Origin of the sequence: Lysinibacillus sp. Ag94 (assembly GCF_023242215.1) — a bacterium.
Lineage (GTDB): Bacteria > Bacillota > Bacilli > Bacillales_A > Planococcaceae > Lysinibacillus.
On record NZ_CP096780.1, the window covers coordinates 1,401,615 to 1,428,145 of the forward strand.

Consider the following 26,531-nt stretch of genomic DNA (forward strand, 5'->3'; position numbering starts at 1 on the left):
AGCGTGTTTTAATCCGTTTTCGGTTCAAAACACGCTCTTAAACTATACAATTTTCTTTTGCTTTGATACAGGAACTGACCGATTTAAAATACTGTTAGCTATCATTCCAATCATAATAATAATCATACCGATTAGAGATACTCCAACTGGCCAAGAACCGTTTAAAAAAAGGATTTCACCAACAACAGTAAATATCATTGTTCCAGCTTGTGTTGCCTCTACTGCCCCTAACAAAGACAGGTTATTTTTCGCTAAGTCAGTAGCGAAGAAAAATGTCATTGTGGCGATAACACCCGAACATAATGCTAATAAGAAACCTTGCGTAATTTGCCCAGATGTTGGAATGCCAGTTGTTGTCCAACCATAAATCGCTAATAGTATACTGACAGGAAGGCTGCCAATTGCCATGCCTAGCACGCGTTGAAATGTATCTAAGCGACCAGCAACGACTTCCATCATTTTTCGATTACCGAAAGGATATAAGAATGCAGCGATAACTACAGGGAGGAAGCCAGATAAAAATTGAGAAATAGTAATATTTCCAGCTTCCGTTAATTGCATACAAATGACACCCGTTAAAATAAATAAGGAAACGAGTAAGCTTCGCATTGGGATTTTACCGCGAACTTGTTTAACTCCGGATTTCGTCTCCAATGTAATAAAGAATAACGGGGATAATAACAAACCAGCTAAAATGGTTATTTGCCATGTACCTGCTACGAGCCATGCAGGACTAAATACAGCAGCATAGCTTAATAATGAATAAAATCCAACCCCGGCTATTGTGCCATAGCCAAGCCATGCCAAAGGGTGTTTACGCATTTCTACCCATAGTGGACGAAGGTTTTTGCGAAATAGGACGATAAAGAATAAAATGGGTAAAGCGAATAAAAATCGGAAGGAAGCAGTCCAAGCCCAGCTTGTTCCTGAAACGTTCATAACTCGATTTATAATAAATGTAGCTGAAAAAAACGCAGATGATAAAATACCTAATAAGATAGCACGCATTTCGTTCGCTCCTTTCTGAATATATACTATAATATAATTATTTATATAAAAAGTAAATTATAATATACCGAAAGTGGGGTTCATATGAAAGAACAAGAGGATATACAAACAAAAGAAGTCATTTTGCAAGTTGGTCAATTGTTACGACAAATAAGGAATGAACAGAAATTAAGTTTAGAAGAGTTAGCGAAAAAAACAGGTGTTAGTAAATTAACGTTAGGGAAAATTGAGAGAGGAGAAACGAATCCTACATTAGGCGTCATTTGGAAGATTACAAAAGGATTATCCATTCCGTTATCACGGCTTATGGTGATAGAAGATATAGTAAATGTCGCACGCTGCGGACAAGGATTCATTATTGAAGAAAATCAAATGTGGCGATTAGAGACTATATTTCGTTACAAAAAAGAGACAGGATTGGAAATGCATCGTGCTTGTTTGCAACCGAATAGCGTATATGAGGCAGAACCTCATCATGAAGGAGCAATTGAATATGTAACAGTAATGAAAGGGGAAATTTCGATTCAAGTTGGACAAGAAATATATGCATTAAACGAGTTTGATTCGATTCAATTTGAAGCAAATAGAAAGCATAGCTATGAAAACAAGGGGAATGAAGTTGCAGTGCTCCATTTAACAATGAAATATTTATCTTGAAATAAGTGTTGTACGCCATATTTCCAATCGAATTGGCGTAATGTATTTAGGAAAGCTAGTGGAAGAAACAACGACAGATGAAATTTTTAGCAACCCAATGCATCCTTATACAAAAGCACTTTTATCAGCAATTCCTGTACCCAATCCGCGAATAAGACGTGAAAAGATTAAGCTGCAAGGTGAAATCCCTTCTCCATTGAATCCACCAACAGGCTGTGTTTTCCAGACGAGATGCCCTTTTGTAATGGAAAAATGCCGGACGGTGGAGCCAGAATTAGTCGAACATTCACCTGCCCATAAAACGGCCTGTCATTTATTACAAGTAGGGGAGTTTTGAGAAATGAAAATTGAAAAAATTATAGTTCGCAAAATGAAGATGACCATGAAATCACCCTTTGAAACAAGTTTTATGAAGCAGCAAGAACGTATTTTCTTAATTATTGAAGCGTATGGTGAGAAGCATGTTGGTTATGGAGAATGTGTTGTTAGCGCTTATCCTTATTATGGAGAAGAAACGGCTTCAACGGCATTCTCTATTATTGATGAATTTTTAATACCACTTGTTATTAATCAGGAATTCAACCACCCTAATGAAGTAAATGAGAAATTTGCTCGTGTGCGACGCAATAATATGGCAAAATCTGCGGTGGAAGCAGCCATTTGGGATTTATATGCAAAAGAGCAGGGCATACCTTTAGCACAAGCACTTGGAGGAGAAAAAAAGGAAATTACAGTTGGCATTAGCCTAGGCATTGAAGAGGATACGAATGTATTGCTAGAGAGCATTGAAGGTTATTTAAAACAAGGGTTCAAAAAAATTAAAATTAAAATTAAGCCTGGAAAAGATATCGAAGTACTACGTGCAATCCGTGATCGTTTTGGTGATATTCCTTTAATGGCAGATGCCAATTCTGCCTACTCGTTAGAAGATCTACCATTATTTAAAGAGATGGATAAATTAAATTTAATGATGATTGAGCAACCACTTGAGCATGATGATATTGTCGATCATCGAAATTTACAAAGAGAACTCAATACACCGATTTGCTTAGATGAAAGTATACATTCATACGATGATGCTAGACGTGCAATTGAACTAGGTAGCTGCAAAGTAATTAATATAAAGGTAGGTCGTGTTGGAGGCTTATCTGAGGCTAAAAAGATTCATGATTTATGTCAGCAGCATCAGATCCCTGTATGGTGTGGAGGTATGCTAGAATCAGGGATTGGTCGTGCTCATAATATTGCCATTACAACACTGTCAAACTTTACAATACCTGGTGATACAGCACCGTCTTCTCGCTATTGGCATGAGGACATTATTGAGCCAGAGATTGTCATGGATGACCAAGGACATATCCAAGTTTCTGATCTACCAGGTATTGGTTATAATGTTGCGCAAGACAAACTTGAAAAATACACAATAGAGAAATATATTTACGAAGCATAATGAAGGCTTCTCTAAATTTAGCCATACAAAAACTGCACCTGTAATTGTTAGATTGTGTCTAACAATTGGGGTGCAGTTCACTCTAAAGATGGAGGCTTTAGAGCTCCATCGGATATAACTTTACTACAATTCAAAAATTGTGAAGGTTATTTATGTGTAAAAGTTCTTGCTACAATTGCTCATTTTATTGTATGTGGCTTGACGCTCTTTAGCGAGAAAGCGTGAATACCGTGTAGCAGATATTAGCGTCTTTTCATTAAACGCACCTATTACTCTGAAGTAATAGACGAAAATAATACGAAATTTATAATGTGAATTTTTTTAGTTCTACAGACAATGTATTTGTCATTTCTTGAAGTTCTGAAACCTTCTCACTAATTTTTTTGAATGATCCTAACTGTTCTTGAGTAGAAGCGGATATTTCTTCTGTTCCTGCTGCGGTTTCTTCCGTAATAGCTGAAATGTTTTCAATGGCATTGTTCATGTGCTGGCTCATTTCGCTTGTTTTCTCCATATCCTGCGTTAGGTGCTTTAATTGATCATTAATATCTAATACATGAGTTGCAATTACCTCAAAAGACTTTTCTGTATCGGTCATCGATTGTAATTGTTCCTTTGAAAGCTGATGTCCATGCTCTGCTGTAGAAAGAATGCGTGTAATGCCATCTTGTATTTGTGTCACCATCGAAGAGATGAAAGTAGTGGCCTTTTCTGTTTCATGGGATAGTTTTTTCACTTCCTGCGCTACAATGGCGAATCCTTTTCCGGCTTCGCCAGCACGTGCCGCTTCAATTGCAGCATTTAATGCTAAGAGATTTGTTTGATCAGCAATCGCGTGAACTGCATTAGCCGCACCTTCAATTTCTGTTGTGAATTGAGAGAATTGAGTAACAGCCTCTTTAATATTAATCGAAGTGGATGAAATATCCTTTGCAATAGAGGATTGCTTCTCTAGTGAGCTACGACCATTTTGAACAGCAGTAAGTGCTTTATTACCGTTTACTGCTGATTGTTCACTTGTCTCTTGGACAGTAGTAAATTGATCCGCCATCGTATTCATCAGGATAGCCGTTGACTGGATATCTTCTGAAATAGTGAGGCTTCCCTTTGCCAATTCGTCCGTTGATGTAGCAATTTGTTTACTGCCTTCGTTAACGGTTTCAATATAGCTTGTGACATCTTTAGTAAATAGACCAACATTTTTACCTACATGATCAATGGATTGTACGGTGCTTTTTAAGCTAACAATCATTTTGGAAAAGTTCTCAGTCAGTTGATCAACTTCATTGCGACTACCTTTCTTATAGGGAAGGGAAGAGGTGTCAATTGTTAAATTCCCTGCAGCCACCAATTGTGCACAATCCACGACTCGGTTAATCGGATTTGTAATTTTTTTCGTTGCGGCATACGAAAAAATAATAGTAGCAATAAGTAGAAGGATACTACCTATTATTGTTGATGTAGTAATAAAAGAAATTTTTTCTGCTGCCAAATCATTCGTTTCTTTATACCATTCATTTGTTTCTTTTTTCAGTAGATACATATCGTTCAAAATACCGGATATTCTGAGAGATTGTTTTTTTATCTCAGGACGATTGTGAGCAAGAAATCCTGCCTCTGAAGCTTTTTCTAATTCGTCGTATTTACCCTCGATTTTTTTGATGATGGCCTTATGCTCAGCTATTTTTGCAATAGTTGAGAGTTTTTCTAAATTTACTTGCGTTTCTTGTAAAGTTGAAAGAGCTTCATTTTTATTGGCCTCACTATCTAAAAAAGTGTAGTTATTTAATGATTGGCTCGCTAAAACTAGACTTTGTTCAAGTTCTTTCACTGCCAGCAATAGTTCTGTATCATCTTGTGCAGTTGTTTGTATATCAAATGTTTGAATGATTATAAAACCAATCATAGCCATTGCGAGGACAATGGGAATAAGTATGTTCATGAATAATTTTTTTCGTAGTGTCACTGGCTGTTCCCCTTTTCTGCAGTAACTTTTATTTTACCCGAAATAATATCCTCTTGTGCTTTTTTAATAGCAGCCTGTTGCTCGGGTGTAAGTTTAATAACACGTATATCCGCTAGGCCCACGCCATTATCAGCTAAACCGAATGACAACGATTTTTCGGAAATTTTCCCTTTATCATCTAATGTTTTAGCCATTTTAAAAACAGCTTGGTCGACGTTTTTTAACATGGATGTTACGACAGTTTTTTCTGCAATGTAAAATTGATCAATATCAACTCCGGCCGCATATATGCCCATATCTTCGGCTTTCTTTATGGCACCAAAGCCTGTGAATCCAGCTGCATGATAAATAAAATCTACGCCGTTCTTAATGTAACGTTCTGCGATTGCGGCACCTGCCTCGGTATCATCAAATGTGCCAGCGTACTCACTAACAATTTCGATTTTTGGATTAAAATACCGAGCACCCTCAATAAAGCCGTTTTCAAAATGATGGATAACCGGGACATTTGCACCACCAATAAATCCTAATTTTCCAGTTTTACTCGTCATTGCGGCAACCATTCCAAGTAAAAAGCTTCCTTCCTGCTCTTTAAAAGTGATTGAAGTAATGTTGGCAACATCTGATTGACCATCTATAAGGATAAATTGCTGATCAGGATATTTCTTCGCAGTCTTTTCTAAAGCTTCCTGTACAGAGAAGCCAAGACCAATAATGACGTTATACTTTTCTGCGATAAGTTCCTCGAGCTTCTGCTCGTAATTGCCATCTGGCGCCTCTTTATAATCAAACAAAATACCTAGCTCATCGCGTGCTTTCTCAAGCCCTTTAAAAGCTGAGTCATTAAACGATTCATCACCAAGCCCTGCATCCGAAAGTAAGATACCAATTTTATAGTCATCTTGCGCTTTTTCCTGCTGAGTAATGGAACAGCCTGCTAATAACAAAGCTATTAAGCAAAAGCCCATCATGTATTTTTTCAATATGAATACCTCCAATTGTATGTATTATTTATATCGGCAATAAGTTATTCTAAGTCAGAGGTCAGACGATGATTTTTTGTTTTACCATTAAATACTATCAGATTATTTACAATTTACTACAGGAAAATGGGTTTAAATCATTCTCGATATTTTCTATTCACTGAGTATTTAGTTTGTTTTGTAATGGATTTTCTCTATTTATATAGTGAAAAAGGTCGGGGATTAATGTGAAATTTTTGTATATTTTGAAAAACAACCCCTTTTCTTAGCAAATAAAAAGCCTCGCAAACATCAAAGAGTTTGCGAGACATACGAATGAATTAAACTGCACCAAATAACTTTACTATATTTATTAGTATGATCCCTACAATACCGAAGTCTGAATCACCAAATGTAGTTCCTTCATAGCCAATATCACCCATAAAGATCAGTAGAAGCGCAGGGATAAAGCTAATCATTAATCCGTTGGCAAATGCTCCTGCGATAGCACCGCGTCTACCACCAGTTGCATTTCCAAATACTCCTGCAGTAGCACCCGTGAAAAAATGTGGCACTAGCCCAGGTACAATTACTTTTAGCCCTATGAGAGGGAGTATAAACATTGACACTAAACCTGCTACTCCCTTCATAAAGAATAAATAGCCCCATTTCATGTTATTATTGTCGATTATGGAATTATGTTATAAGAAAGAATTTATTTTTTATTTGGAAAAAATATAAATTGATTTTTTTCAATTAAATTCATTTGGCTGTTTAGACTAGATGGAGGATAATTAAGTTAAATTTTTCTATTTTAAGTAATGATTAATAACTAACGTCCATATTGGATAACGAACAAGCTGTGAGATCTAACCTTTTGCAGGACTCATTACGCATTTAAATATTTCTTGTTGGTGTAAAGAAGGACAGAAGGTAAATAAAAACAAAGAAAAAATTGTTCTAACTTTTTCATTTTAGCTTACACTTACTATAGGACGAACTTAGTGTTGAGCAAGGGAGGAAATGACATAGCGAAAAAAATGGGAATTGTCGCGCTACTTTTATTCGGTGTTTATGTGCTGTGTATGTATTGGTATATATTCCACAGCGGTGGTGGTACAATACCCCGTGCGATGCAAGGGACAGCTGCAGATCCAGTGATGTTTATGTCCGAAAAAGAACTATACTTAAGCGGTGAATATTCTAAAATACGGAACTTCCTATTCTTTGTTGCTACACCTTTGGAATGGTTAATTTATTTCATGATTTTAACTATGGGCGTATCACGTTACTTTGAAAAGGTGGCGACGTCACAAACAAAATGGAAGCTGTTACAAAATGCAAGCTACTTGTTCTTATTATCATTTTTACTATATGTTGTACTATTCCCACTCGATTATTATCGTTACAATTTAAGCAAAACTTACGGAATTAGTACACAAGGTTTTTCTTCATGGATGCGAGACGGCATTATTGATTTTTGGGTTAATTTTGGCATGAGTCTAATTATTGTATCGGTCCTATACTGGCTCATCAAAAAAAGTGCCAGAAGATGGTGGCTATATGCGTGGTTTCTAACGATTCCATTTACAATATTCGTGATGTTCATACAACCTGTAGTCATCGATCCTTTATATAATGATTTTTATCCGTTAAAAAATAAGGAGCTAGAAGAGAAAATTTTGTCTATAGCTGCACAGGCTAATATACCAGCAGAGCACGTCTATGAAGTCAACATGGCAGAAAAAACAAATGCTTTAAATGCCTATGTAACGGGTATTGGCAGCAATTCAAGAATTGTGCTATGGGATACAACCTTAAATCGTTTAACGGATAATGAAATATTATTTATCATGGCACATGAAATGGGACATTACGTTGAGAAGCATATTTATTTTGGTATAGCTGGGTATCTTCTGTTGACATTGCTAGGCTTATGGCTGACAGCGAAATGTTTGAGATGGTTCATTGGACGTTACGGGCAGGTATTAAAAATTAAAAAAATCGGGGATATAAGCTCTTATCCATTGTTCTTACTCCTAACATCTGTTTTATTATTTGCTTCGAGCCCTCTGTCGAATTATGTTTCAAGGTATCAGGAAATGAGAGCTGATCAATATGCCATTTCACTAACGGGCGATCGAGAGTCCGCAATTACTGCATTCCAGAAGCTAACGATATCTGGTTTAAGTGAGGTAAATCCACAGTTACTCGTAAAGTGGTTCCGTTATACACATCCGCCTATGCTTGAACGTATTTATAAGGTAGCGGAGAAGGCTGAAGAGAATAAAGAAGAGCCGTTAAAAGAAGTACCGATAAAAGAGGAGCAGAAAAAAGAACAGCAGAAGAAATAAAGAAACAAATGTCGTTGTTTTAACTGCAATAGTGCCCTACTCAAGGTTTTTTGAACGAATAAATTGGGTATTCTAATGGAAAGTAGTACAAAACTCGTTCGTTATGATAGGGGATTCATTATGCGAAATATTGTCATTATTACACTTTCATCGATATTAGTCGCCCTTGCCTACAATCTTCTGTTAATTCCACATGAGATTTTAAGTGGGGGATTAAGTGGGATTGCAATCATGCTTGGTATTATTACACCCTTGAATACAGGGGTTTTAAATTTATTATTGAATTTACCTTTGCTAATTATAGGTGTCTTGAAGCTAGGGAAACGGTTTATTGGCTATACCATTCTTTCTGTAGTTGTCTTGTCGATAAGCTTGTATATTATTCCGGTTTATAAAGCTACACAAGATCCAATTCTTGCGTCATTATTTGGTGGTGTTATTGTGGGCTTAGGGTTGGGCTTGATTTTCCGTGCGGCAGGTTCTTCTGGTGGTTTTGATATTATAGCGATGCTGCTAAGTCGTAAACGAGATTTTCCACTCGGTACATTAATCTCTGCGATGAATGGTATCGTTGTAGCTATCTCCGGGTTCGTCTTTAGCTGGGATGCGGCATTACTGACACTCGTTTCAATTTATGCAACAGGGAAAGTTGTCGATACCATTCATACGAGCCATATTAAATTGACACTAATGATTATTACGAGTAAGGGCGAGGAAGTAAAACAGCAGCTACTGGAAAAGCTCCATAGAGGTGTAACGATTATGGATGCGAAAGGTGCTTATTCAGGCGAAGGGCGCAAAGTTTTAATTACCGTCATTACACGCTATCAGCTTGCCGATGTTAAACGTTTAATCAAAAATGCAGATGCCAAAGCTTTTGTCAATATATTACAAACTACCGAGGTCATCGGTGTGTTTGATAGAGGCATAAAATAAAAAGTGTCCTGTCATAACACTTTAAAAATTAAATCGTGACCGAAGATTTGCTCGAACAAAATTTACTAGAAACTAAAATAAAATAATGATTTCCTCTACACACGTTATAGATTATAATGAAAATAATCGAACGTGTGTTTCTTTATTTTAAAACGAAATGGGGTTAAATAATGAACAAAGAAACAATTCATGAATATTGCCTAAAACTTCGTGGAACAACGCATGATTACAAAGAAGAATGGCAGGCGGATCGTTATCATATTGGGGGTAAAATGTATGGCATGATGGGTGGAGATAGTACCGGAAGACCCGTACTTACTTTAAAATGTGAACCTAATCGAGCTGAAGAGTTAAGAGAAGCCTATGAAGGTATTATTCCAGGTTATTACATGAATAAAACACATTGAAATTCAATCTATATGGATGTAGATGACGTACCTATTGATTTAGTTGAAAATTTAATTAACCATTCGTATGAGCTAGTTTTCGGAAAGCTTACAAAAAAAGCTCAGCAGGAAATTCAGAAATGAAGTGAGAGAGCAAGTAGGATCCCCGCACGCAAAGAAGTGAGGGCAGGCCGACGAATAAATACTCAGATGCAAAGAACATCACTCCTAAACTAATCGGGTGCAAGTGAAAAGTGCTCGGATCAGCCAAAGAACTGATCAGATCCAACTGATATTTACTTTACCAGTGAAAAGGAATTTTCCTTGGAAGGAGCGAATCCCCCGTGCGATACACAATATATGAAATCAAAAAAGAATCTGCAAGTTTCTCAAGCTTAGTCTCGTAGAAAACAGATTCTTTTTTTGTTATTTAATTATATCCACGTTCACCAAATGGCTGAAGTTTGTCGAGCCATTTTTGTTCCAGCTTTTCTAGCTCTTTTTTTGGATCGAAATAGCCTTGTTCTTTTTTCTTCAAATATTCTACAACTTCAATATCAAAAGCATCATGGCCGAATGTGTTAAAATCCGCTTGTAGTTCTTTATTAGTATGTGTATTCGTTTTTAACATAAATTGAAAGCCGTTTAAGCGTTTTAAATTATTTAAGCTGCCAACAAACACATTTTGTTGATTGGTCATCGTGAAAACACCAGCTTCGATTTTTATTTCTTTATACATTTCCTTTAATTCTTTTTTATGGTCCATTGGAAACCCTGCCTTCTTATTTTTTTATCCAGTAAGCACTACCATCCTCTTGTCGATCCATGAAGCCGTATTCGATTAAATAGCGACGTATTTGTACATAGTCCTCATATATTGGTTGAATTATTGCGTTTAATTCTTTTTCTGAATACTGTTTTGTTACATCGAAAAGCTTTGTGATTGCACGAAGTATGACAATTTTATGTTTTTCACGTTTTGGGAAGCGGACAAGCTCTTTGCCAATACCGTTTGGAAAGTACTTTTCGAGTAATTGTTGTTCTTCAGAAATCGTAATATTATAGCGATCGTCGACCATCGTAGCCGTTTTGTGAATAGGTACAAAGCTGTCTTCCTTTTCATTCTGTTCTTTTAATAGTTCCATCATTGCAAGAAAGGTTTTTGCTTGTCGTTCCTTTTCTTTAAGGGTAAAGCGATGATGACGTATTGTGGCTGCACTACCAATCTCCAATTCTTCTTTAATGTCTTGATCGGTTTTTCCTTCATAAAATAAGCGTAAAATATGACTTTGATGATCAGTTAGTCCTGTCATTTTTTTATTAAGTCCATTTAAATAATGAAATACGGATTGATGTGCAGCAGTAATATGATGTTGCATAAATTTTTCCGCCTCGTAGAGAACGCCTTCATGTGGATAAATAATACCCTTTTCAATCTTTTCCCCGCAAAGCAAACAAGTGAAGTGTGTTGCTTCATCATGGTAGCCTTTTTTTATGTCATGGATCGAAGCTTGCCAAAATAATTCATTTACATCCATTTGGAATCCTCCTGTAAAACAAACAATTATTTATTTTGTTTGCTTATATATTATTAAAATAACAAATTGTTTAAATAAAATCAATGAAAAACACATCGTTTTTATAAACGATGTGCGAAAGTGTTTATTTATTCTTCTTTTTAAAAATAATGATAGATAAGATAGCTAGCACAATAATTGTGACGATAATAATGGTGATGCTTGTTGAGGTACTTAGTATATTCCGTGAAGGTCATAGACAATACCATATACTTTTTTGTATTCTTCTAGCTGTGAAGCGGGCGAACCTTTGAAAACATTGGAAATTGAGCTCTCCATAAAGGCATTGCGTAATAGTAAAGTTGGTCATATTGTTTATTCCTTTCTTTTTTGAATTTCTTGATTGATTTTTGCAATATCACTTTTTTGAAGTACATAAATAATGCACCAAGCGATAAAGAAAATAATAGCTTCACTTACAAAAATATATAGTATGCTTGAATGTTCAAACCAACGTCCGAAATAGCCTGCAATCATGACACATATCGTAACCGCAATTACATGTAGAATAAACTGAGCAATAAAAGGTAAACGTTCAATATCATAGATGGCGGACAGTAGACCTATTACAACTCCAAGTATGGCGGCGACGATAATTTGTTCAAGTAATTCCGGCCCTGATATCACAGTGTTATTAGATAGGACACTGAATGTTACTAAGGAGTAGGAAGAGCTTAGTGATATAAGCAGACCGATTGTCATCATACGTATAAATTTTTTCATATTATGAGTCCCTCCCAATACCTAAGTGTTGTTTTAGTTCTTTTAAATATTTGCGGCTAACATGGACGGACACATCGTTTTCTAAAATCAGTTCTGTTGTACCGATTTTACCCATTTGAATAGAGGCAATTTTGTTAATGTTGACGAGTGTCGATTTACTGACTCTGGCAAAGTCTTTCGCTAATTGTGCCTCTAGCTCATATAATTTACGCTTCGTTTCAAATTCCTGTTCCTCTGTCTGCAAAAATACTTTTGCACCCTCTGCGTAAATAGAGTAAATATCTGAAATTTTTAGCATATGAATTTCCTGCTGAAAGTAGCCATCTAACATTGTTGTTTGTGAAGTTTGTAGTTGCTTCATCAGTCGTTCAATTTGCTCGTTGTATTCCTTTGCATGTATATGAACCTCGGTTTCTTCTAATGTACTGTTGATTGTTAAGTGAATTTTCATTGGGGCCTCCTTTACATATCTCCACAACGGGGAATCACTGAATTAGGTAATAATAATGTAGCATAGAAAATTTTGGATTGGAGAAAATCTGGATAAGAGGTTAAATTTTATAAATAACAGGTTCAATTTTAACGCTATATTACATTGCGAAAAAGCAATGAAGTAGAAAAATAGAAGAGGGGGTTGCTTCAATGTTTATTTTTGACAAACATATGTTAATTACATTATGTGTCGGTTTAGCAGGTGCGGTTTCATTTAATTTATTACATATTCCAATGCCCTGGTTACTTGGAGCAATTGCGGCGGTGCTAATTGTTCAGTTATCGACGAAAGTACAATTGAAATGGCATAAATATTTTCGGAATTTTGGTTTAATCGTTGCGGGATATTCCATAGGTTTTGCGTTTACACCAGAAGCGGTGCAGGATATTAAGCAATTTTTAGGAAGTATGATTGTTTTAAATGTATTATTTATTGTATTGTTTTTTTGTGTTAGTTATTTAGTTGCAAAACGTGCGGATTTAGATTTTGCGACCGCGTTAACATGCTGCGTCCCTGGTGGCATGTCACAAGTTGTTGCCTTTGCCGAGGAGCAAGGGGATATGGATATGGTCGTAATTACGTTCTTCCAAATATTACGGGTTCTTTTAATTGTCGGCTTTGTGCCATTAATAGTGTCAGACTCTGGGGGAACTAGCATAGTTGTCAACGGAGCGTATACATGGAGCCTAATAGCTCTGCTTGCTGTGTGTGGCGTAGCGGGCTGGCTAGCACAAAAGGCAAAAATTCCGACAGGCTATATGCTTGGTCCCGTGTTTCTTTTGATGGGCATCCATATAGCAGGGATTGATATACCCAAATTGCCGTTGTCACTACTTCATATCGCGCAGCTGATGCTTGGCATTTACATTGGACTTTTATTGAAAAAAGACGATCTACATTTATCGAAGAAGCATGTATTTTACGCTTTTATATCGGCATGTATCTTTGTTGGCGCAGCTTACGGCTTAACATTTGTCATGCAGAGTTTATACAGCCTTGATTTTCGTACAGGCTTTTTAAGCATCGTACCAGGCGGGCTTGATCAAATGGGGATAATCGCAGCTTCCGTACATGCAAAGGTCACAATCGTCACCGCATTTCAGCTATTCCGCGTACTGGTCGTGTCCGTTTTCCTCGTACCGTTTGTTAAGATGTTTGTGAAAAAAGTGAAGATCTAGGGGCCTGTTGTGAAAAACAAAGGTTCTAAGTTGACAAAATGATGCAAGAGTTGCCACATACGATTATGACCCATGGGGGAACTTATTGAACAAGTCGAAAGTCGTCTAAAAGAGCAATCTATTCGCTACGCAGGCTATGTCTAAGATGCCGAAACAAAGCTATACTATTTACAAGCTCGTTACTACGATCTAGCAACAGCACGCTTCATCTATCGTGACCCCGATCTAGGAAGATGACCCAGTTACAACACATATGGGGATGATAATCTAATAACAAAAACAGACTCAGAAGAAAAAGGGTATGGCCGTTATCAACGCAGGTTTTGCGGCCTACGATGGATATAAAGTAAGCAGGGAAAAACAAAAAAGGCAGTGGCATCCCATCGGAAAAGTGAAGCGCGTTTATCGTGCAGTAAAGATTGTTAAGGGTTTAGGAAAATCAAATTGGGGAAATTTCAAAGTACCTATTTAATCCATATAATCCATTATTTGTGAAACTAAGAACCTATTGTAACGTCTTTAACTTCAAAGGGTGAAGGGAGAAGTACATTGTTTAAATATGTGATACAACTAATTCTTGGTTTCTTGACTTTATTGATGTCAACAGCTATTTCTTGGTATGAGGGAAGTGGTATTATAGATAATCCGCTGGAATGGAAGTATTCAACCCCAGTTTCTCAGATATTTGATATTGAGATAAACAATGGCCAGGATATTAGCCAGCTTGATTACTTTGTCTATGCGGCTAAATTTCAACCATTTTTCCCGGCTATTATGATAGTAAGTGTTCTTTACATTTGTACGGTACTTATATTTTTCATTTTTCAACTAAATCATCAGTTAGCCATTATTTTATCAGGGATTATAAGTTGTTTATTTATTGTTATTAGCGGTACATTTTTTAATTCATCAACTGTTGGAGGAAACGTTTTCTTTTGGATTACGGCTGTCGGTGCATTCATTTTTGTAAGTATGGCGATAAGTTTATGGTACAGAAAAAAATACATGTTAAAATTATTAAAACCATAATAATTGATTAGTAACGTAAAAGTGCGAGCTCTAGTACAAAGGTATTTATACAGGAGTTCGCACTTCTTTAATTAGCATCTTGGATTGGGGCATGGGTGGGAATTTTGAAAAACATTGACGCCCCCAGGAAGGGGCCTAGCTCGGAACAGAAATAAACTCCAAGGTAAGGTGACTTGTAGAAAAAATGTGAAAGAATGTAATTTGGTCTTTTCAAAATTACCCGAATTATGGTAATATAAATTTAACTATATTGAACGGAGGTGAAAAGGAATGAATAAAAACGCTACGAAAACATGTGTAAAGGTGGATACAGCTATGTATTTTGCACGTGTTATTACTTTCGATTTTGCGAACAACGGGATAGGTCTGTCCATTTTTAAGCAAAATCAAATATCAAACGTAGCGAATTAACCATTCTTTTTCACAAACTAATGAGGAAAAGACTGCTTGTTAATCGAGCAGTCTTTTTTGTGTATTTAGATGTTTTTCGCACGTTTCATTGGAGGAAAAAACGATGCAAATTAAGGCTGAACAAATACAAAAAATTATTGGTGGAAATGTTTTATTTGAAGGACTTCAATTAGAAGTAAATAAAGGGGAGCATGTCGCCATTATTGGTGTGAATGGCAGTGGGAAAACGACTCTATTACAGTTACTTGCCGGTTTGGATATGCCAGATAAGGGACGAATTATAAAAAGCAAGGAAGCGACGATTGGTTATTTACATCAAATTCCACAATATCCTTTGTTCTCAGTAAAGGAAGTGCTGGAGGAAGCATTTGCAGAAATTTATGCATTAAAGGCTAAAATGACAAAGCTTGAGCAGGAAATGCAGTTAGCTGTAACAGATAAGGTACTCCAGCAATACGGTCATGTGCAGGAACAGTTTATGCTGCAGGGTGGCTATGAAATTGATGCGCAATTAGCGATGATTGCAAATGGTTTAGGTATAACACCATTGCTTGAGCAACCGTTTAGTAGCTTAAGTGGTGGGGAGAAAACGAAGGTAATGCTAGGGCAAATCCTTTTAAGTAATCCTTCTATTTTACTATTAGATGAACCGACCAATCATTTAGACATGCAGGCAATCGAATGGTTAGAAAATTATGTCCGAAATTTTGCAGGAATTGTTATTGCAGTATCACATGATCGCCACTTTATGAATCAAATGGCTCAAAAAATAATTGAAATTGAAGACGGAGAGGCATTTACGTACATTGGTAATTACGATGCATTTGTCGAACAAAAGGAAACGAAGCTTGAACAGCAATTTGCTCATTACGAAGAACAGCAAAAGAAAATAAAAAAAATGCAGGAAACAATAAAGCGCTTAAAGCAATGGGCAAATGAAGCAAACCCGCCAAATGCTGGCTTGCATCGTCGTGCTAAAAGTATGGAGAAAGCACTAGCCCGTATAGAGCGTGTGAAGAAGCCCCTAACGAAAAAGAAAATGAATTTAGCATTAACGATGGCTGAGCGTAGTGGTAAAGAGGTTGTACAAATGAAGGGTATTAGCCATGCATTTGAGAAACCATTATTTAAGGAAAGTAATTTAGCGGTTTACTTCGGAGAGCGTCTGGCGATTGTTGGTGGTAATGGCAGTGGGAAATCAACATTATTAAAAATGATGTTAGGTGAAGTTGAACCTAATAAAGGTACTTGTCATGTCGGCAGCAGTGTTAAAATTGGCTACCTATCACAGCAATTTGAGCATAAAAATCCGGCCATTCGCTTAATAGATGCCTTTCGTGAGAGTGTCTCTGTGTCAGAGGCTGAGGCACGTCATATTCTGGCTCAGTTTTTATTTTATGGCTATGACGTTTTTAAAAAAGTGAAGGATTTAAGTGGCGGTGAAAAGATGCGCTTACGTCTAGCACAGTTAATGCATGAGGATATTAATTTATTGATGCTGGATGAACCAACTAACCATTTAGACATTGAAGCGAGAGAGGTATTGGAGGATACACTGGAGTCCTTTGAAGGAACCATAATTGGCGTCTCACATGACCGTTATTTTTTACAAAAGATTTTTACAAAAGTTGCATGGATTGAGCATGAAAACATTCAAGTATTTGAAGGGGATTATGAATGGGCAAGACAAAAACGCTCAGAAATAGTAAAAGAACCAGTTAAAAAAGAAGTGTCTGAAAAACCCTATGCTGTAAAAAAAGAGCTCGCAATGGAAGAACAAATTGAAAAGCTTGAAAGGAGATTAAAGGAGCCGACACTTGCGAAGGAGCAACGTCAAAAGCTTGAACAGCAGCTAGAGGATTTATTTGAAAAATGGATTGAGGGAGGAACAAAAGATGCATAAAATAGAGCATATCATGCAGTTAGATATTGATTATATTAAAAGTTTTAGTGAGATGGAAACATGTCATGAAGGAGTATTATTTTACAATAATGAAATGCCAACATATTATGACGCCAATCATGCACACATATGGAAGAAGATTGTCGAACCAGATATGTTTTTAAAGAAAATCAAGGATTTTTATCAAGCAAAAGCTCTCACCCCAAGATTGTATTTATACAATGTGGAGGAAAATCAGTCATGTATAGAAGCATTAGAGAATCATGGCTTTCAATATGAAAGTTTTACTGATGATGTACAGTGTTGGAATGGTGAATACTCGCAATTATCACATAATCCAGCCATACAGATTGAGCGGGTAATAGATGCAAATATGGAGGAAGCGTTAGCCGTAGAAATGAGCATTTCTACATTTGGGGAGCCTGCATTAATCAAAAAAGCTTTTGAGGAAACCTATTATTCTCCGTATTTTACGTATTATTTATTAAGATTAGATGGCACAGCTTGCTGTACTGCCAATATTTTCGTCTCAGGAAATCAAGGGAGAGTTGAGAGTGTAGCAACACTTGAAAGCCATCGAGGACGAGGATTGATTGGATATATTCTGCAACATATTCAGCAAGAGTCGGTAAAGAAAGGATTAGAATATCTCTGGATTTTGCCTATCAATGAACAGGTCGCCAAGGTCTATGACAGGGCAAACTTCAAATCAGTAGGCACAATAAAATCAATTCATGCCTTTACTGAGGGTAAAAGCATTAAGCAAATACGACAAGAGACTTAATTAGGATGAACGAAAAAATTTTGCCATACTCCTGTAGGACAGCAAACGCCATAGGAATGGTGCTTTTGGGGGTTTAATTTTGAGAATTTTAGTCGTAGAATATGTTCAAATTGTGTAAAACAAAGCTTGTCAGAGGTAAAGGGGGAAGACCTTCTATTTGATAAATAGAGTGATCCAGAACAGTATCGACTACTCGGGATATTAGAATTGATGTTTCGAAAGAAGGATTTTCAATCTTTAAAAGTTTTTTACTTGAAAAAATGGCGAATTCGATTTACTCTCTTTAAAGATACTTGTTTAATGGACTTGGAGGATATGGAATGCACGGAATTTATATACGCTATAATGTCTCAGAAGAAACCCCAGCAGCACAATGGCCCAAAAAAATGGATGCATTTGCGTATGTTCAACGAGGAAAGCCACAACAAGACAATGACAACTTGCTATCGATGGAAGAGCTAAAAAGCCATGCAATTCGCTATATTAAAAGCTTAAAAGACAATGCAGGTGATCATTTAGTAGAACAACGCAATGGTGAAATTGAGCACTTTGATCGACGTTATATGGAATCCTTAAAGCTAAAGGAAAGCATCGATTCACAGCTTATTAATCTAGAAGAAATTCGTTTGCTTTTACAGTTAATGAATGTACTGAATTTATCGCATGGTTTCGGAGAAAATGCTGGAAAGCTGCTTCGTCAAATTACCCCATATGCAAAAGAGGTAGAGCACCCAACATTCCAAACAACTCGTGTTGAGCGTCATTTTTATTCAGAACTAATTGAACAAATTGAAGCAGTATATGCACGAATTATGCGTCATCACAACCCGTCAACGAATGAAATGCAGCAGTCAGAAAAGATATGGACAGCAGTTTGCGAGCAAGCAATAGAAAAGGTAGAATCGCGCATTGAACGCTTGTCTGCTATCAAGTTAAAGCATGAGAAAAATTTACTAGAGTTTAGTCAATTAAAACAGCAAAATATCGAGGCGAAGGAACGCCTAGATATTGCTGTCAATGATCTTGATGCTATTTTAAATGTACTAGAATCTTAAAGGCTATGTAATGTGGTTTAAGTGGGGTTAGCTATGAGCTAGCCCCACTTTTATCTCTTGAATCAGAAGTTACCAAATTTGAAGGTAATGAACAACAAGGAATTAGTAGTCGTAAACAAACTTTATAACAAAATCAACCAGACATACTTTTTATTGACTACACTGCAATAGAAAATATGTCTGTTTTTATGTAGATGAACATGGAAATAGGCCTGTTTTTTTATCTCTAGAGACCCGATTTTTCATGCAGATTGTCCCGATTTTTTTCCGGTAGGCCCGTTAAACCTTGGGATTGTATCGATTACCGTATTTGTTGCTGTATCTATAACAGACACGTATATGTCCCTAATTGCCATAATACATGGCTATTATTAGCTTTAAGAGTTTTACTATTTAAAAACATATCATTAGAAAAGTGAGAAAATGTGAAAAATTACGAAACTTTTTGTAGTCTGCATCCGTATAGTAGGTAATACAATGAAAAGGGGTGAACAACTTGACGCTATTTGGCTATTCACTCGAGCAAATCTTTTTAGTGGGGTTAATATTCGGGGGCCTTGCAACACTTTTATTTACGTTTTTTAGTGATGCTGTCGAGGGCATTGGAGAGGGGCTACCGATTTTTAATCCAAGTGTCATTCTATCTTTCATTACGTTGATGTCAGCAGCAGGATTTATTTTAGAAAAACTAGCCTTCTTCCCTAGCGTTTGGAACATTGTTGCTGCTTGTATCATCGGAGCTATTTTAAGTGCACTATTTTATTTATTTGTTCTAGTTCCGCTACGATCGGCCGATGTTTCGTTAGCTTATACAGAAGAATCGCTTGGAGGTCAGCTAGGAAAGGTCATTGTTCCAATCCCGACTGACGGTTTTGGGGAGGTAGTTATTGAAACGACTAGTGGAATGATTTCAAAGCGAGCAACAGGATTTGACAATGAGGCTATTGATTACGATACGACGGTACTTGTTGTAGAAGTGAAAGAAGGAACGCTTTTTGTGAGATCTTATGATAAGAAATTTTTATAGAGGAGCGATATTTATATGTCAATGGAGATTTTAATTGTAATAGGAATTGTAGCCTTTGTTTTAATTGCACTAGTTGCACTATATGTGACAAAGTATCGTACAGCAGGTCCTGATGAAGCACTGATTGTGACTGGTAGCTATCTTGGCTCAAAAAATGTACATAAAGATGAGTCGGGAAACCGTATAAAAATTATTCGTGGTGGCGGTACATTCGTATTCCCAATTTTCCAGCAAGCACATCCATTAAGCTTATTGTCTAGTAAGCTTGATGTGACAACGCCTGAAGTGTATACGGAACAAGGTGTACCGGTTATGGCCGATGGAACGGCTATCATTAAAATCGGTGGTTCCATTTCAGAAATTGCTACGGCGGCGGAGCAGTTTTTAGGGAAGCAAAAGGATGAGCGTGAAAATGAGGCACGTGAAGTGCTAGAAGGTCATTTACGTTCAATCTTAGGTTCAATGACGGTTGAGGAAATTTATAAAAACCGTGATAAATTTTCTCAGGAAGTACAGCGTGTTGCGTCTCAGGACTTAGCGAAGATGGGTCTGACAATCGTTTCCTTTACGATTAAAGATGTACGTGATAAAAATGGCTACTTAGAATCGCTTGGTAAGCCGCGTATTGCGCAAGTTAAACGTGATGCGGATATAGCTACCGCAGATGCTGAAAAGGAAACACGCATTAAGCGTGCTGAAGCATCAAAAGAAGCACAAAAGGCTGAGCTTGAACGTGCAACAGAAATTGCGGAAGCGGAAAAAGAAAATCAATTAAAGGTAGCAGAATTCCGTCGTGAGCAAGATATCGCTAAGGCACGTGCTGACCAAGCTTATGAACTGGAAACGGCTCGTGCAAAGCAAGAGGTTACTGAACAAGAAATGCAAATTCGTATTATTGAACGTCAAAAGCAAATTGAATTAGAAGAAAAAGAGATTTTACGTCGTGAGAAGCAATACGATTCAGAAGTTAAGAAAAAGGCTGATGCTGATCGTTACGCTGTCGAGCAAAATGCGGCGGCAGCAAAAATGCGTGAGCTAGCGCAGGCAGATGCGGAGAAATACCGTATCGAATCATTGGCACAAGCCGAAGCGGAGAAAATTCGTTTGGACGGTCTTGCAAAAGCGGATGCTGAGCGTGCAAAAGGGGAAACAGATGCGGATATTATTCGTCTTCGTGGTCTAGCAGAAGCCGAGGCGAAACGTAAAATTGCGGAAGCCTTCGAATACTACGGTCAGGCAGCTGTCCTGGATATGATTGTACGTATGATGCCTGAATATGCGAAAGAACTTGCGAGCCCACTTGGCAATATTGATAAGATTACTGTTGTTGATACTGGTGGTGGGGAAGGCGGAGGCGGTGCTAATAAAGTAACTGCCTATGCAACGAATTTAATGTCAACATTACAGGAATCGTTAAAGGAAACTTCAGGAATTGACGTGAAGGAATTAATTGAAAGCTATGCAGGTAAGCATACATTGCGTCCGGAGCTAGAGCAAATAGCAGTAGGCTTAGGAAAGCAAACAACAGCTACAGCTAATGAAACACAAGACGAAATAAAAGAAACGGTTGAACAATAATAGAAATTGCCGCCTGATTTGCTATCAGGTGGCTATTTTTTCCTCTATTTTTCCTTCCACTCACTTGCGAGCATGCCATAAGCAACGTGGTCAACATAATGGTCATAAAGCCATTCTGCTGCACGAATCGTTCCTTCTTTTGTAAAACCAAGTCGTTCAGGGATGGCGCGGCTTTTTGCGTTGCCCGTAGCAGCACGTATTTCCACCTTATTGAGCTGTAAATTCTTAAAAGCATATTGTAATAATGCTTGGACAGTCTTTGTCATAATACCATGTCCTTGAGCTCCTTCGCTGAGCCAATAGCCAATAGCAGCGATTTTATTGCTATGATTTATCGTATTAAAGCCAGCAATACCTACGATTTCATTGCGAAAAATGATAACAAGAGAGAGGCTGCTTTTAGCTTCATGCCCTTTTATACAGCCTTCTATATATGCCGTTGTATCGGCTACTTCTTTTGTAAGATCTAGCCACGGTAACCATTCCCGTAAATATGTACGTGATGCATCTGTTAAGGCAAAAACAGCATTTGCATCTTCTAATTCGACAGTACGTAAAGATAATTCTGGATTAATTGTCATTTGCAATATTCTTCACCTCTTTTTTATTTTAAGGCGTTATGCATAAAGCCCTTCATTTCATGACTAAGAACGGTTAACTCCTCAATAATTTCACTAAAATCTTGAACGAGCTGAGACTGTTCGTTCGTTGCGTCATTGATTTGCCCCATATTTTGCTTAAGGTTTTCTAGGTTCCTATTTATATTATGTAGGGAGGCTTCGATATTTTCCGTGGCGCTAGATGTTTCGAACGAGAGCTTTCTAACTTCCTGCGCTACGATGTTAAAGCCAGCACCATGCTGGCCTGCCCGAGCCGCCTCAATAGATGCATTTAAGCCGAGTAAATTTGTTTGGCGAGAAATGCTTTTAATTAAATCTGTTACTTCATTTGTTTTCTTTGAATCTTCAAGAGCGTGCTGTGCTTGTTTGTTAATTTCCTCACTTGTTGCTGCTAATTCCTCAGAATGTGAGGCAATTGTATGTACTTTGTCCTGTAAGCTGTTTACAATGCTATCCATCGTCCCCATATAATCCTCAAGTTTAAGCTCATTGTCGATTGGCAGTCCAAATGCTAGGGCACCTACGACTTTACCATTTTCACGGATTGGAAATGAAAAAGCATTGATGGCAACCCCGTATACATCCTTTGGTATTACGACATCAGCATTTTTCCCAGTAAAGGCAATGAAAACATTTTGGTCATTAGCATTTACTTTTTGTCCATCTAGGTAGCCTGAATCTACACGTTTACCAGCTAAATATTTTACAACTATTTCACTTTCCTTCTCGATGACAGCCACAATTGCCTCTTCCTTTAATGCAAGGTGGATATAAGGTACTGAAAGTGCTAAAGCTTCAATAATTTTCATGAAAATTCCTCCAAGTCTGTGCAGTGAAAAATAGTTTAGTCATCGGAGCTTTTTGCCAAGGATTGCTAGATGATTACTTTCACTGTAACACAATATTTGCCACTAAAAATAGACAAAAACTAAATTTATATGAAGAAAATGTGATTTTAGTCACGGTAATTTGTCAAATGAAATCATACGCATAATAAAAAAACAGCAGTAAATTTGTCTATTTTTTGACAAGTTATCGTGTGTTTAGAAGATCGTTGTATTAGAATAATAGTAGAATTGAAAGAACGTAAGGAGAGAGAAAGATGGGTTACATTCAAAAGGGGACAAAGGCGTTTCATAAAGCAAACTGGGCTTTATTTTTAGCAGGCTTTATCACCTTCGCCAATTTATATGTATCACAGCCGTTATTACCAACATTTGCTAAGGAGTTTCATGTATCACCTGCAGTTGCGAGTTTAACGCTTTCTGTGACAACTTTTGCGTTATCCATCAGTATGATTATTGTAGGTTCATTATCAGAGGCATGGGGTAGGAAATCTTTGATGACGAGTTCTATTTTTGCGGCATCAATTATTACACTTGCACTCGCCTTTTCTCCTAATTTTGAAACGATATTAGTGTTACGTGTTATACAGGGTGTTGTTTTTGCAGGATTGCCGGCAATTGCGATGGCATATTTAGGAGAGGAAATGGATCCAGCTAGTTTAGGGATTGCGATGGGCTTATACATAAGCGGTAATTCGGTCGGCGGGCTTAGTGGCCGAGTTATTATCGGGACATTAACGGATCTTTATAATTGGCAGGTGGGGATGATAGTACTGGGTGTCATCAGTCTGATGATAAGCGTGTTATTTATCTGGATGCTACCTAACTCCAAGCATTTTACACCACGATCTTTGCAAATAAAAGCATTGACGACATCTCTTTTGCAGCATTTAAAGGACCCATTCATGCTTTGTTTGTTTGGCATTAGCTTTGTATTGATGGGAAGTTTCGTGACGCTATATAACTATATTGGCTTTAAATTGATGGCGCCACCTTATAATTTAAGTGCTACGATTGTTGGCTGGATTTTTGTCATTTACTTAGTAGGTACATTTAGCTCTGCTTGGTTCGGTAGTCTTGCTGATCAATATGGCCGTCAAAAGATGTTGTTATTGTCTATTGCGATCATGTTTACTGGGGCGATTTTAACATTAAATGGGCTACTTAGTTTGAAAATTTTAGGGATTACAATCTTTACATTTGGCTTCTTTGCGGCGCACTCGATTGCCAGTGGCTGGGTAAGTAAACGAGCCACTCATGATAAAGCGCAAGCCTCTTCGCTTTATTTATTTTTCTATTATTTTGGTTCAAGTGTTGGAGGAACAGTAGGGGGAATATTCTGGATGCATTATGGCTGGGGAGGCGTTATTGTCATGATTGCTGTATTTTTATTCGTTGCATGCTTGCTGTCTGTTTTATTAAAGCTGTTTAATCAGTTCAGTAAGAAGTCATTAGTCTGAGTAAAAAAAATGAAGCTTTTAGTATAAAAAGGATATAAAGAAAGTTGATACTGTTAAGGAAAAGTGAATAGCGTTTTTTTATTTTGTTGCAGACCCTTTTTACAGGATTAAAATAGCCATCTGCACGAATTATTCATAAAAATGATTTGTCGTAAACTATCTGATAATATAAAGAGTAGACTGGTAATTAAGAGGAGTTGAAAGAATATGTTCGCGCGTTTTAAAGAATTTTCTGTTGCCTTTGCGTTGCTGCTGGTAGCATTTGTTTTGACAGGTTGTGGGGCCGCTAAAGAAAGTGGGCAATCGGAAGGAGATACGGCAAAGAAAACGGAAGAAAATGTGGATTATTCATCAAAAGTGAAGGAAAATCCAATTGTGACGATTACGATGAGCAATGATGAAAAAATTGTCATCGAATTAGAACCTTCTACAGCGCCCAATACGGTAGCTAATTTTATTTCGTTAGTTAAAAAAGGTTTTTATGATGGTCTTATTTTTCATCGAGTTGTCCCTGATTTTATGATTCAAGGTGGAGATCCTTTAGGTAATGGTACGGGTGGCCCAGACTACTCGATAGCAGGTGAGTTTTCTTTAAATGGATTCAAAAATGATTTAAAGCATGAACGCGGTGTCATTTCAATGGCTCGTTCGCGGGATCTGAATTCTGCGGGATCACAATTTTTCATAATGGTAAATGAAGCGACACATCTTGATGGTGAATATGCTGCCTTTGGAAAAGTGATCGAGGGGATGGAAACAGTAGATGCTATCGCTGCTGCTGAACGAGATGGTGAAAAACCAATAAAAGATCAGCAAATGAAAAAGGTAGAAGTGGATACAAAGGGCTTTGATTATCCAGCCCCTAAGGTAATAAAATAACGTTTGTTAAATTTAGAAGTACAATACGAAACAAAGAAGCATGAGAGATCAATGATGATCTTTCATGCTTCTTTGTATTTAACCCATAATATTGTAGCCTGCGTCGATGTAAATCGTTTCGCCTGTTACACCGCGTGATAGGTGAGAAAGCATCACGATTGTCATATCTGCTACTTCGTCTTGTTGAACATTACGTTTTAATGGAGCTGTTTCTTCGATTTTGTGTAAAATTGTATTGAATGAAGGAACACCTTTTGCAGCAAGGGTGCGAATCGCCCCAGCAGAGATCGCATTAACGCGAATATTATCTTTACCAATATCTGCTGCAAGATAGCGCATAGATGCTTCTAATGCTGCCTTCGCTACACCCATGACATTGTAACCATCAAGCACGCGTTCTGCTCCTAAGTAACTCATTGTTACGATAGAGCCACCCTCAGTCATATAAGGATGTGCGGCCTTTGCTGCTGAAATAAGAGAATAAGCGCTAGTATCTTGTGCAAATGCATAGCCATCACGAGTTGTATCTAAGAAGCGATTGTGTAAATCTTCTGCATTGGCAAAAGCTACTGAGTGCACGATACCATGGATAACGCCTACTTTTGTACCGATTTCATTGAAAGCCGCTTTTGTGCTTTCGTCGCTGTTAACATCACATTGTACGATCAGTGAATCAGCTTGTCCGATATTTTCTAATTGCTTTTGTAATTTTTTTAATGAACGTTCTTGGCGATAAGTGAAAATAACATTTGCACCTACGTCAAATAAACGTTTTGCGATGCCCCAAGCAATACTTCGATCGTTTGCCACACCCATTACGACAATATTCTTATCTTTTAATTGTAATAAATTATCTATCATTTATAAGAACCCCTTTATGAAATAATATCTGTTATTAGTACCAACTACTAAAATCTTATCATACATAAAAAATGGTTGCAATAACAAGATGAAAAGAGTGACCAACTTTACTTGCAACGTACAAAAAAATTCATCTCCATTATGTTAGAGATGAATCATTGCATAAGAATCGTTCGTTTGTAGAAAAATGCTCATCACCATACGTATGGTTGATTTCCTGAGCGCTTTGTTGTTGCTGACACTTCGCTATGCTACAGGATCTCGAGCCAACAGATGTTTTTTGCGAGAAAGTGTAGTAGCGATATGGCGGCAGCGTCACGATGCTGGTTAGGAAGGCGTTATCACAGGATATGATGATTTTAGCCTTCGTTCCTCTATTGCTCATCTCA

The 26,531-nt window shown here is 37.3% G+C and carries 26 protein-coding genes and 2 pseudogenes; 17 read left to right on the forward strand and 11 right to left on the reverse strand.

All coding sequences use genetic code 11. The features are described 5' to 3' along the window. Nucleotides 1-42: 42 nt before the first annotated feature. Nucleotides 43-1,008 (reverse strand): DMT family transporter, encoded by a 966-nt coding sequence (locus MY533_RS06275; protein WP_248718419.1) that lies wholly within the window; start codon nucleotides 1,006-1,008, stop codon nucleotides 43-45. A gap of 84 nt (nucleotides 1,009-1,092) precedes the next feature. Between MY533_RS06275 and MY533_RS06280 the strand changes: the two genes are divergently transcribed. The 3 genes from MY533_RS06280 to menC are packed head-to-tail and all read left to right on the forward strand — an operon-like array spanning nucleotide 1,093 to nucleotide 3,115. Beyond that, nucleotides 1,093-1,665, forward strand: coding sequence for a helix-turn-helix domain-containing protein (locus MY533_RS06280; protein WP_248718420.1), 573 nt, complete (start codon nucleotides 1,093-1,095; stop codon nucleotides 1,663-1,665). Between the two features lie 58 nt (nucleotides 1,666-1,723). Then, nucleotides 1,724-2,002 (forward strand): oligopeptide/dipeptide ABC transporter ATP-binding protein, encoded by a 279-nt coding sequence (locus MY533_RS06285; protein WP_371873306.1) that lies wholly within the window; start codon nucleotides 1,724-1,726, stop codon nucleotides 2,000-2,002. 3 nt (nucleotides 2,003-2,005) lie between these two features. Beyond that, entirely contained in the window at nucleotides 2,006-3,115 is a 1,110-nt protein-coding gene (gene menC / locus MY533_RS06290; protein WP_248718421.1) for an o-succinylbenzoate synthase, read from the forward strand. 304 nt (nucleotides 3,116-3,419) lie between these two features. Here menC and MY533_RS06295 read toward each other — a convergent pair whose 3' ends face one another. The 3 genes and pseudogenes from MY533_RS06295 to MY533_RS06305 all read right to left on the reverse strand — a co-directional run. Next, complete coding sequence (locus MY533_RS06295) at nucleotides 3,420-5,081, reverse strand: methyl-accepting chemotaxis protein (RefSeq protein ID WP_248718422.1); 1,662 nt, start codon at nucleotides 5,079-5,081, stop codon at nucleotides 3,420-3,422. Continuing rightward, the gene (locus tag MY533_RS06300) at nucleotides 5,078-6,052 is read right to left on the reverse strand and encodes a BMP family lipoprotein (protein WP_371873337.1); all 975 of its coding nucleotides are present in this window, start codon (nucleotides 6,050-6,052) and stop codon (nucleotides 5,078-5,080) included. The genes MY533_RS06295 and MY533_RS06300 overlap by 4 nt, the downstream gene beginning before the upstream one ends. A gap of 332 nt (nucleotides 6,053-6,384) precedes the next feature. Continuing rightward, a pseudogene (locus tag MY533_RS06305) lies at nucleotides 6,385-6,699 on the reverse strand (PTS transporter subunit IIC); the annotation flags it as partial. A gap of 372 nt (nucleotides 6,700-7,071) precedes the next feature. Between MY533_RS06305 and MY533_RS06310 the strand changes: the two are divergent. The 3 genes and pseudogenes from MY533_RS06310 to MY533_RS06320 all read left to right on the forward strand — a co-directional run bounded on the left by MY533_RS06310 (nucleotide 7,072) and on the right by MY533_RS06320 (nucleotide 9,863). Next, nucleotides 7,072-8,397 (forward strand): M48 family metallopeptidase, encoded by a 1,326-nt coding sequence (locus tag MY533_RS06310; protein WP_305884028.1) that lies wholly within the window; start codon nucleotides 7,072-7,074, stop codon nucleotides 8,395-8,397. 120 nt (nucleotides 8,398-8,517) lie between these two features. Next, the gene (locus MY533_RS06315; protein WP_248718424.1) at nucleotides 8,518-9,333 is read left to right on the forward strand and encodes a YitT family protein; all 816 of its coding nucleotides are present in this window, start codon (nucleotides 8,518-8,520) and stop codon (nucleotides 9,331-9,333) included. A 170-nt stretch (nucleotides 9,334-9,503) separates the two neighbouring features. Next, a pseudogene (locus MY533_RS06320) lies at nucleotides 9,504-9,863 on the forward strand (MmcQ/YjbR family DNA-binding protein). A gap of 286 nt (nucleotides 9,864-10,149) precedes the next feature. Here the strand turns inward: MY533_RS06320 and MY533_RS06325 are convergent. The 4 genes from MY533_RS06325 to MY533_RS06340 form a co-directional block, all read right to left on the reverse strand. After that, nucleotides 10,150-10,485 (reverse strand): GIY-YIG nuclease family protein, encoded by a 336-nt coding sequence (locus MY533_RS06325; RefSeq protein WP_248718425.1) that lies wholly within the window; start codon nucleotides 10,483-10,485, stop codon nucleotides 10,150-10,152. A 16-nt stretch (nucleotides 10,486-10,501) separates the two neighbouring features. Further along, nucleotides 10,502-11,257 (reverse strand): DUF2087 domain-containing protein, encoded by a 756-nt coding sequence (locus tag MY533_RS06330; protein ID WP_248718426.1) that lies wholly within the window; start codon nucleotides 11,255-11,257, stop codon nucleotides 10,502-10,504. Between the two features lie 354 nt (nucleotides 11,258-11,611). Beyond that, the gene (locus MY533_RS06335; RefSeq protein WP_248718427.1) at nucleotides 11,612-12,019 is read right to left on the reverse strand and encodes a DUF3021 domain-containing protein; all 408 of its coding nucleotides are present in this window, start codon (nucleotides 12,017-12,019) and stop codon (nucleotides 11,612-11,614) included. A 1-nt stretch (nucleotide 12,020) separates the two neighbouring features. Next, nucleotides 12,021-12,470, reverse strand: coding sequence for a LytTR family DNA-binding domain-containing protein (locus MY533_RS06340; RefSeq protein ID WP_248718428.1), 450 nt, complete (start codon nucleotides 12,468-12,470; stop codon nucleotides 12,021-12,023). A gap of 191 nt (nucleotides 12,471-12,661) precedes the next feature. On the opposite strand from MY533_RS06340, the gene MY533_RS06345 reads away from it, so the two are divergent. The 9 genes from MY533_RS06345 (at nucleotide 12,662) to MY533_RS06385 (ending at nucleotide 21,477) form a co-directional block, all read left to right on the forward strand. Continuing rightward, nucleotides 12,662-13,690, forward strand: coding sequence for an AbrB family transcriptional regulator (locus MY533_RS06345; protein WP_248718429.1), 1,029 nt, complete (start codon nucleotides 12,662-12,664; stop codon nucleotides 13,688-13,690). 301 nt (nucleotides 13,691-13,991) lie between these two features. Next, nucleotides 13,992-14,162, forward strand: coding sequence for a hypothetical protein (locus MY533_RS06350; RefSeq protein ID WP_248718430.1), 171 nt, complete (start codon nucleotides 13,992-13,994; stop codon nucleotides 14,160-14,162). Between the two features lie 77 nt (nucleotides 14,163-14,239). Continuing rightward, nucleotides 14,240-14,719: a YjdJ family protein gene (locus tag MY533_RS06355; RefSeq protein ID WP_248718431.1), complete on the forward strand. Its 480-nt coding sequence runs from the start codon at nucleotides 14,240-14,242 to the stop codon at nucleotides 14,717-14,719. A gap of 270 nt (nucleotides 14,720-14,989) precedes the next feature. After that, nucleotides 14,990-15,130: an RAxF-45 family protein gene (locus MY533_RS06360; RefSeq protein ID WP_166672191.1), complete on the forward strand. Its 141-nt coding sequence runs from the start codon at nucleotides 14,990-14,992 to the stop codon at nucleotides 15,128-15,130. A gap of 103 nt (nucleotides 15,131-15,233) precedes the next feature. After that, complete coding sequence (gene abc-f / locus MY533_RS06365; protein ID WP_248718432.1) at nucleotides 15,234-17,033, forward strand: ribosomal protection-like ABC-F family protein; 1,800 nt, start codon at nucleotides 15,234-15,236, stop codon at nucleotides 17,031-17,033. Further along, the gene (locus tag MY533_RS06370; RefSeq protein ID WP_132359323.1) at nucleotides 17,026-17,817 is read left to right on the forward strand and encodes a GNAT family N-acetyltransferase; all 792 of its coding nucleotides are present in this window, start codon (nucleotides 17,026-17,028) and stop codon (nucleotides 17,815-17,817) included. Before abc-f ends, MY533_RS06370 begins: the two co-directional genes overlap by 8 nt. A 320-nt stretch (nucleotides 17,818-18,137) precedes the next feature. Further along, nucleotides 18,138-18,872, forward strand: coding sequence for a hypothetical protein (locus MY533_RS06375; protein WP_248718433.1), 735 nt, complete (start codon nucleotides 18,138-18,140; stop codon nucleotides 18,870-18,872). A gap of 496 nt (nucleotides 18,873-19,368) precedes the next feature. Further along, entirely contained in the window at nucleotides 19,369-19,899 is a 531-nt protein-coding gene (locus MY533_RS06380; protein WP_248718434.1) for an NfeD family protein, read from the forward strand. A 15-nt stretch (nucleotides 19,900-19,914) separates the two neighbouring features. Beyond that, nucleotides 19,915-21,477 (forward strand): flotillin lipid rafts scaffold protein FloT, encoded by a 1,563-nt coding sequence (locus tag MY533_RS06385; protein ID WP_132359315.1) that lies wholly within the window; start codon nucleotides 19,915-19,917, stop codon nucleotides 21,475-21,477. 44 nt (nucleotides 21,478-21,521) lie between these two features. Here MY533_RS06385 and MY533_RS06390 read toward each other — a convergent pair whose 3' ends face one another. Both MY533_RS06390 and MY533_RS22235 read right to left on the reverse strand, forming a co-directional pair. Beyond that, nucleotides 21,522-22,058 carry a GNAT family N-acetyltransferase gene (locus MY533_RS06390; RefSeq protein ID WP_371873338.1) on the reverse strand — a complete coding sequence of 179 codons (537 nt, stop codon included), beginning with the start codon at nucleotides 22,056-22,058 and terminating at the stop codon, nucleotides 21,522-21,524. Nucleotides 22,059-22,081: 23 nt separating this feature from the next. After that, nucleotides 22,082-22,906 (reverse strand): methyl-accepting chemotaxis protein, encoded by an 825-nt coding sequence (locus MY533_RS22235; RefSeq protein ID WP_305884003.1) that lies wholly within the window; start codon nucleotides 22,904-22,906, stop codon nucleotides 22,082-22,084. A 293-nt stretch (nucleotides 22,907-23,199) separates the two neighbouring features. On the opposite strand from MY533_RS22235, the gene MY533_RS06400 reads away from it, so the two are divergent. Next, entirely contained in the window at nucleotides 23,200-24,402 is a 1,203-nt protein-coding gene (locus MY533_RS06400) for an MFS transporter (RefSeq protein WP_248718436.1), read from the forward strand. A 207-nt stretch (nucleotides 24,403-24,609) separates the two neighbouring features. Then, entirely contained in the window at nucleotides 24,610-25,281 is a 672-nt protein-coding gene (locus MY533_RS06405) for a peptidylprolyl isomerase (protein ID WP_248718437.1), read from the forward strand. A gap of 78 nt (nucleotides 25,282-25,359) precedes the next feature. Here MY533_RS06405 and MY533_RS06410 read toward each other — a convergent pair whose 3' ends face one another. Then, a complete protein-coding gene (locus MY533_RS06410) occupies nucleotides 25,360-26,142 on the reverse strand; it encodes an enoyl-ACP reductase FabI (protein ID WP_248718438.1) in 783 nt (260 codons plus the stop codon). Nucleotides 26,143-26,531: the final 389 nt, after the last annotated feature.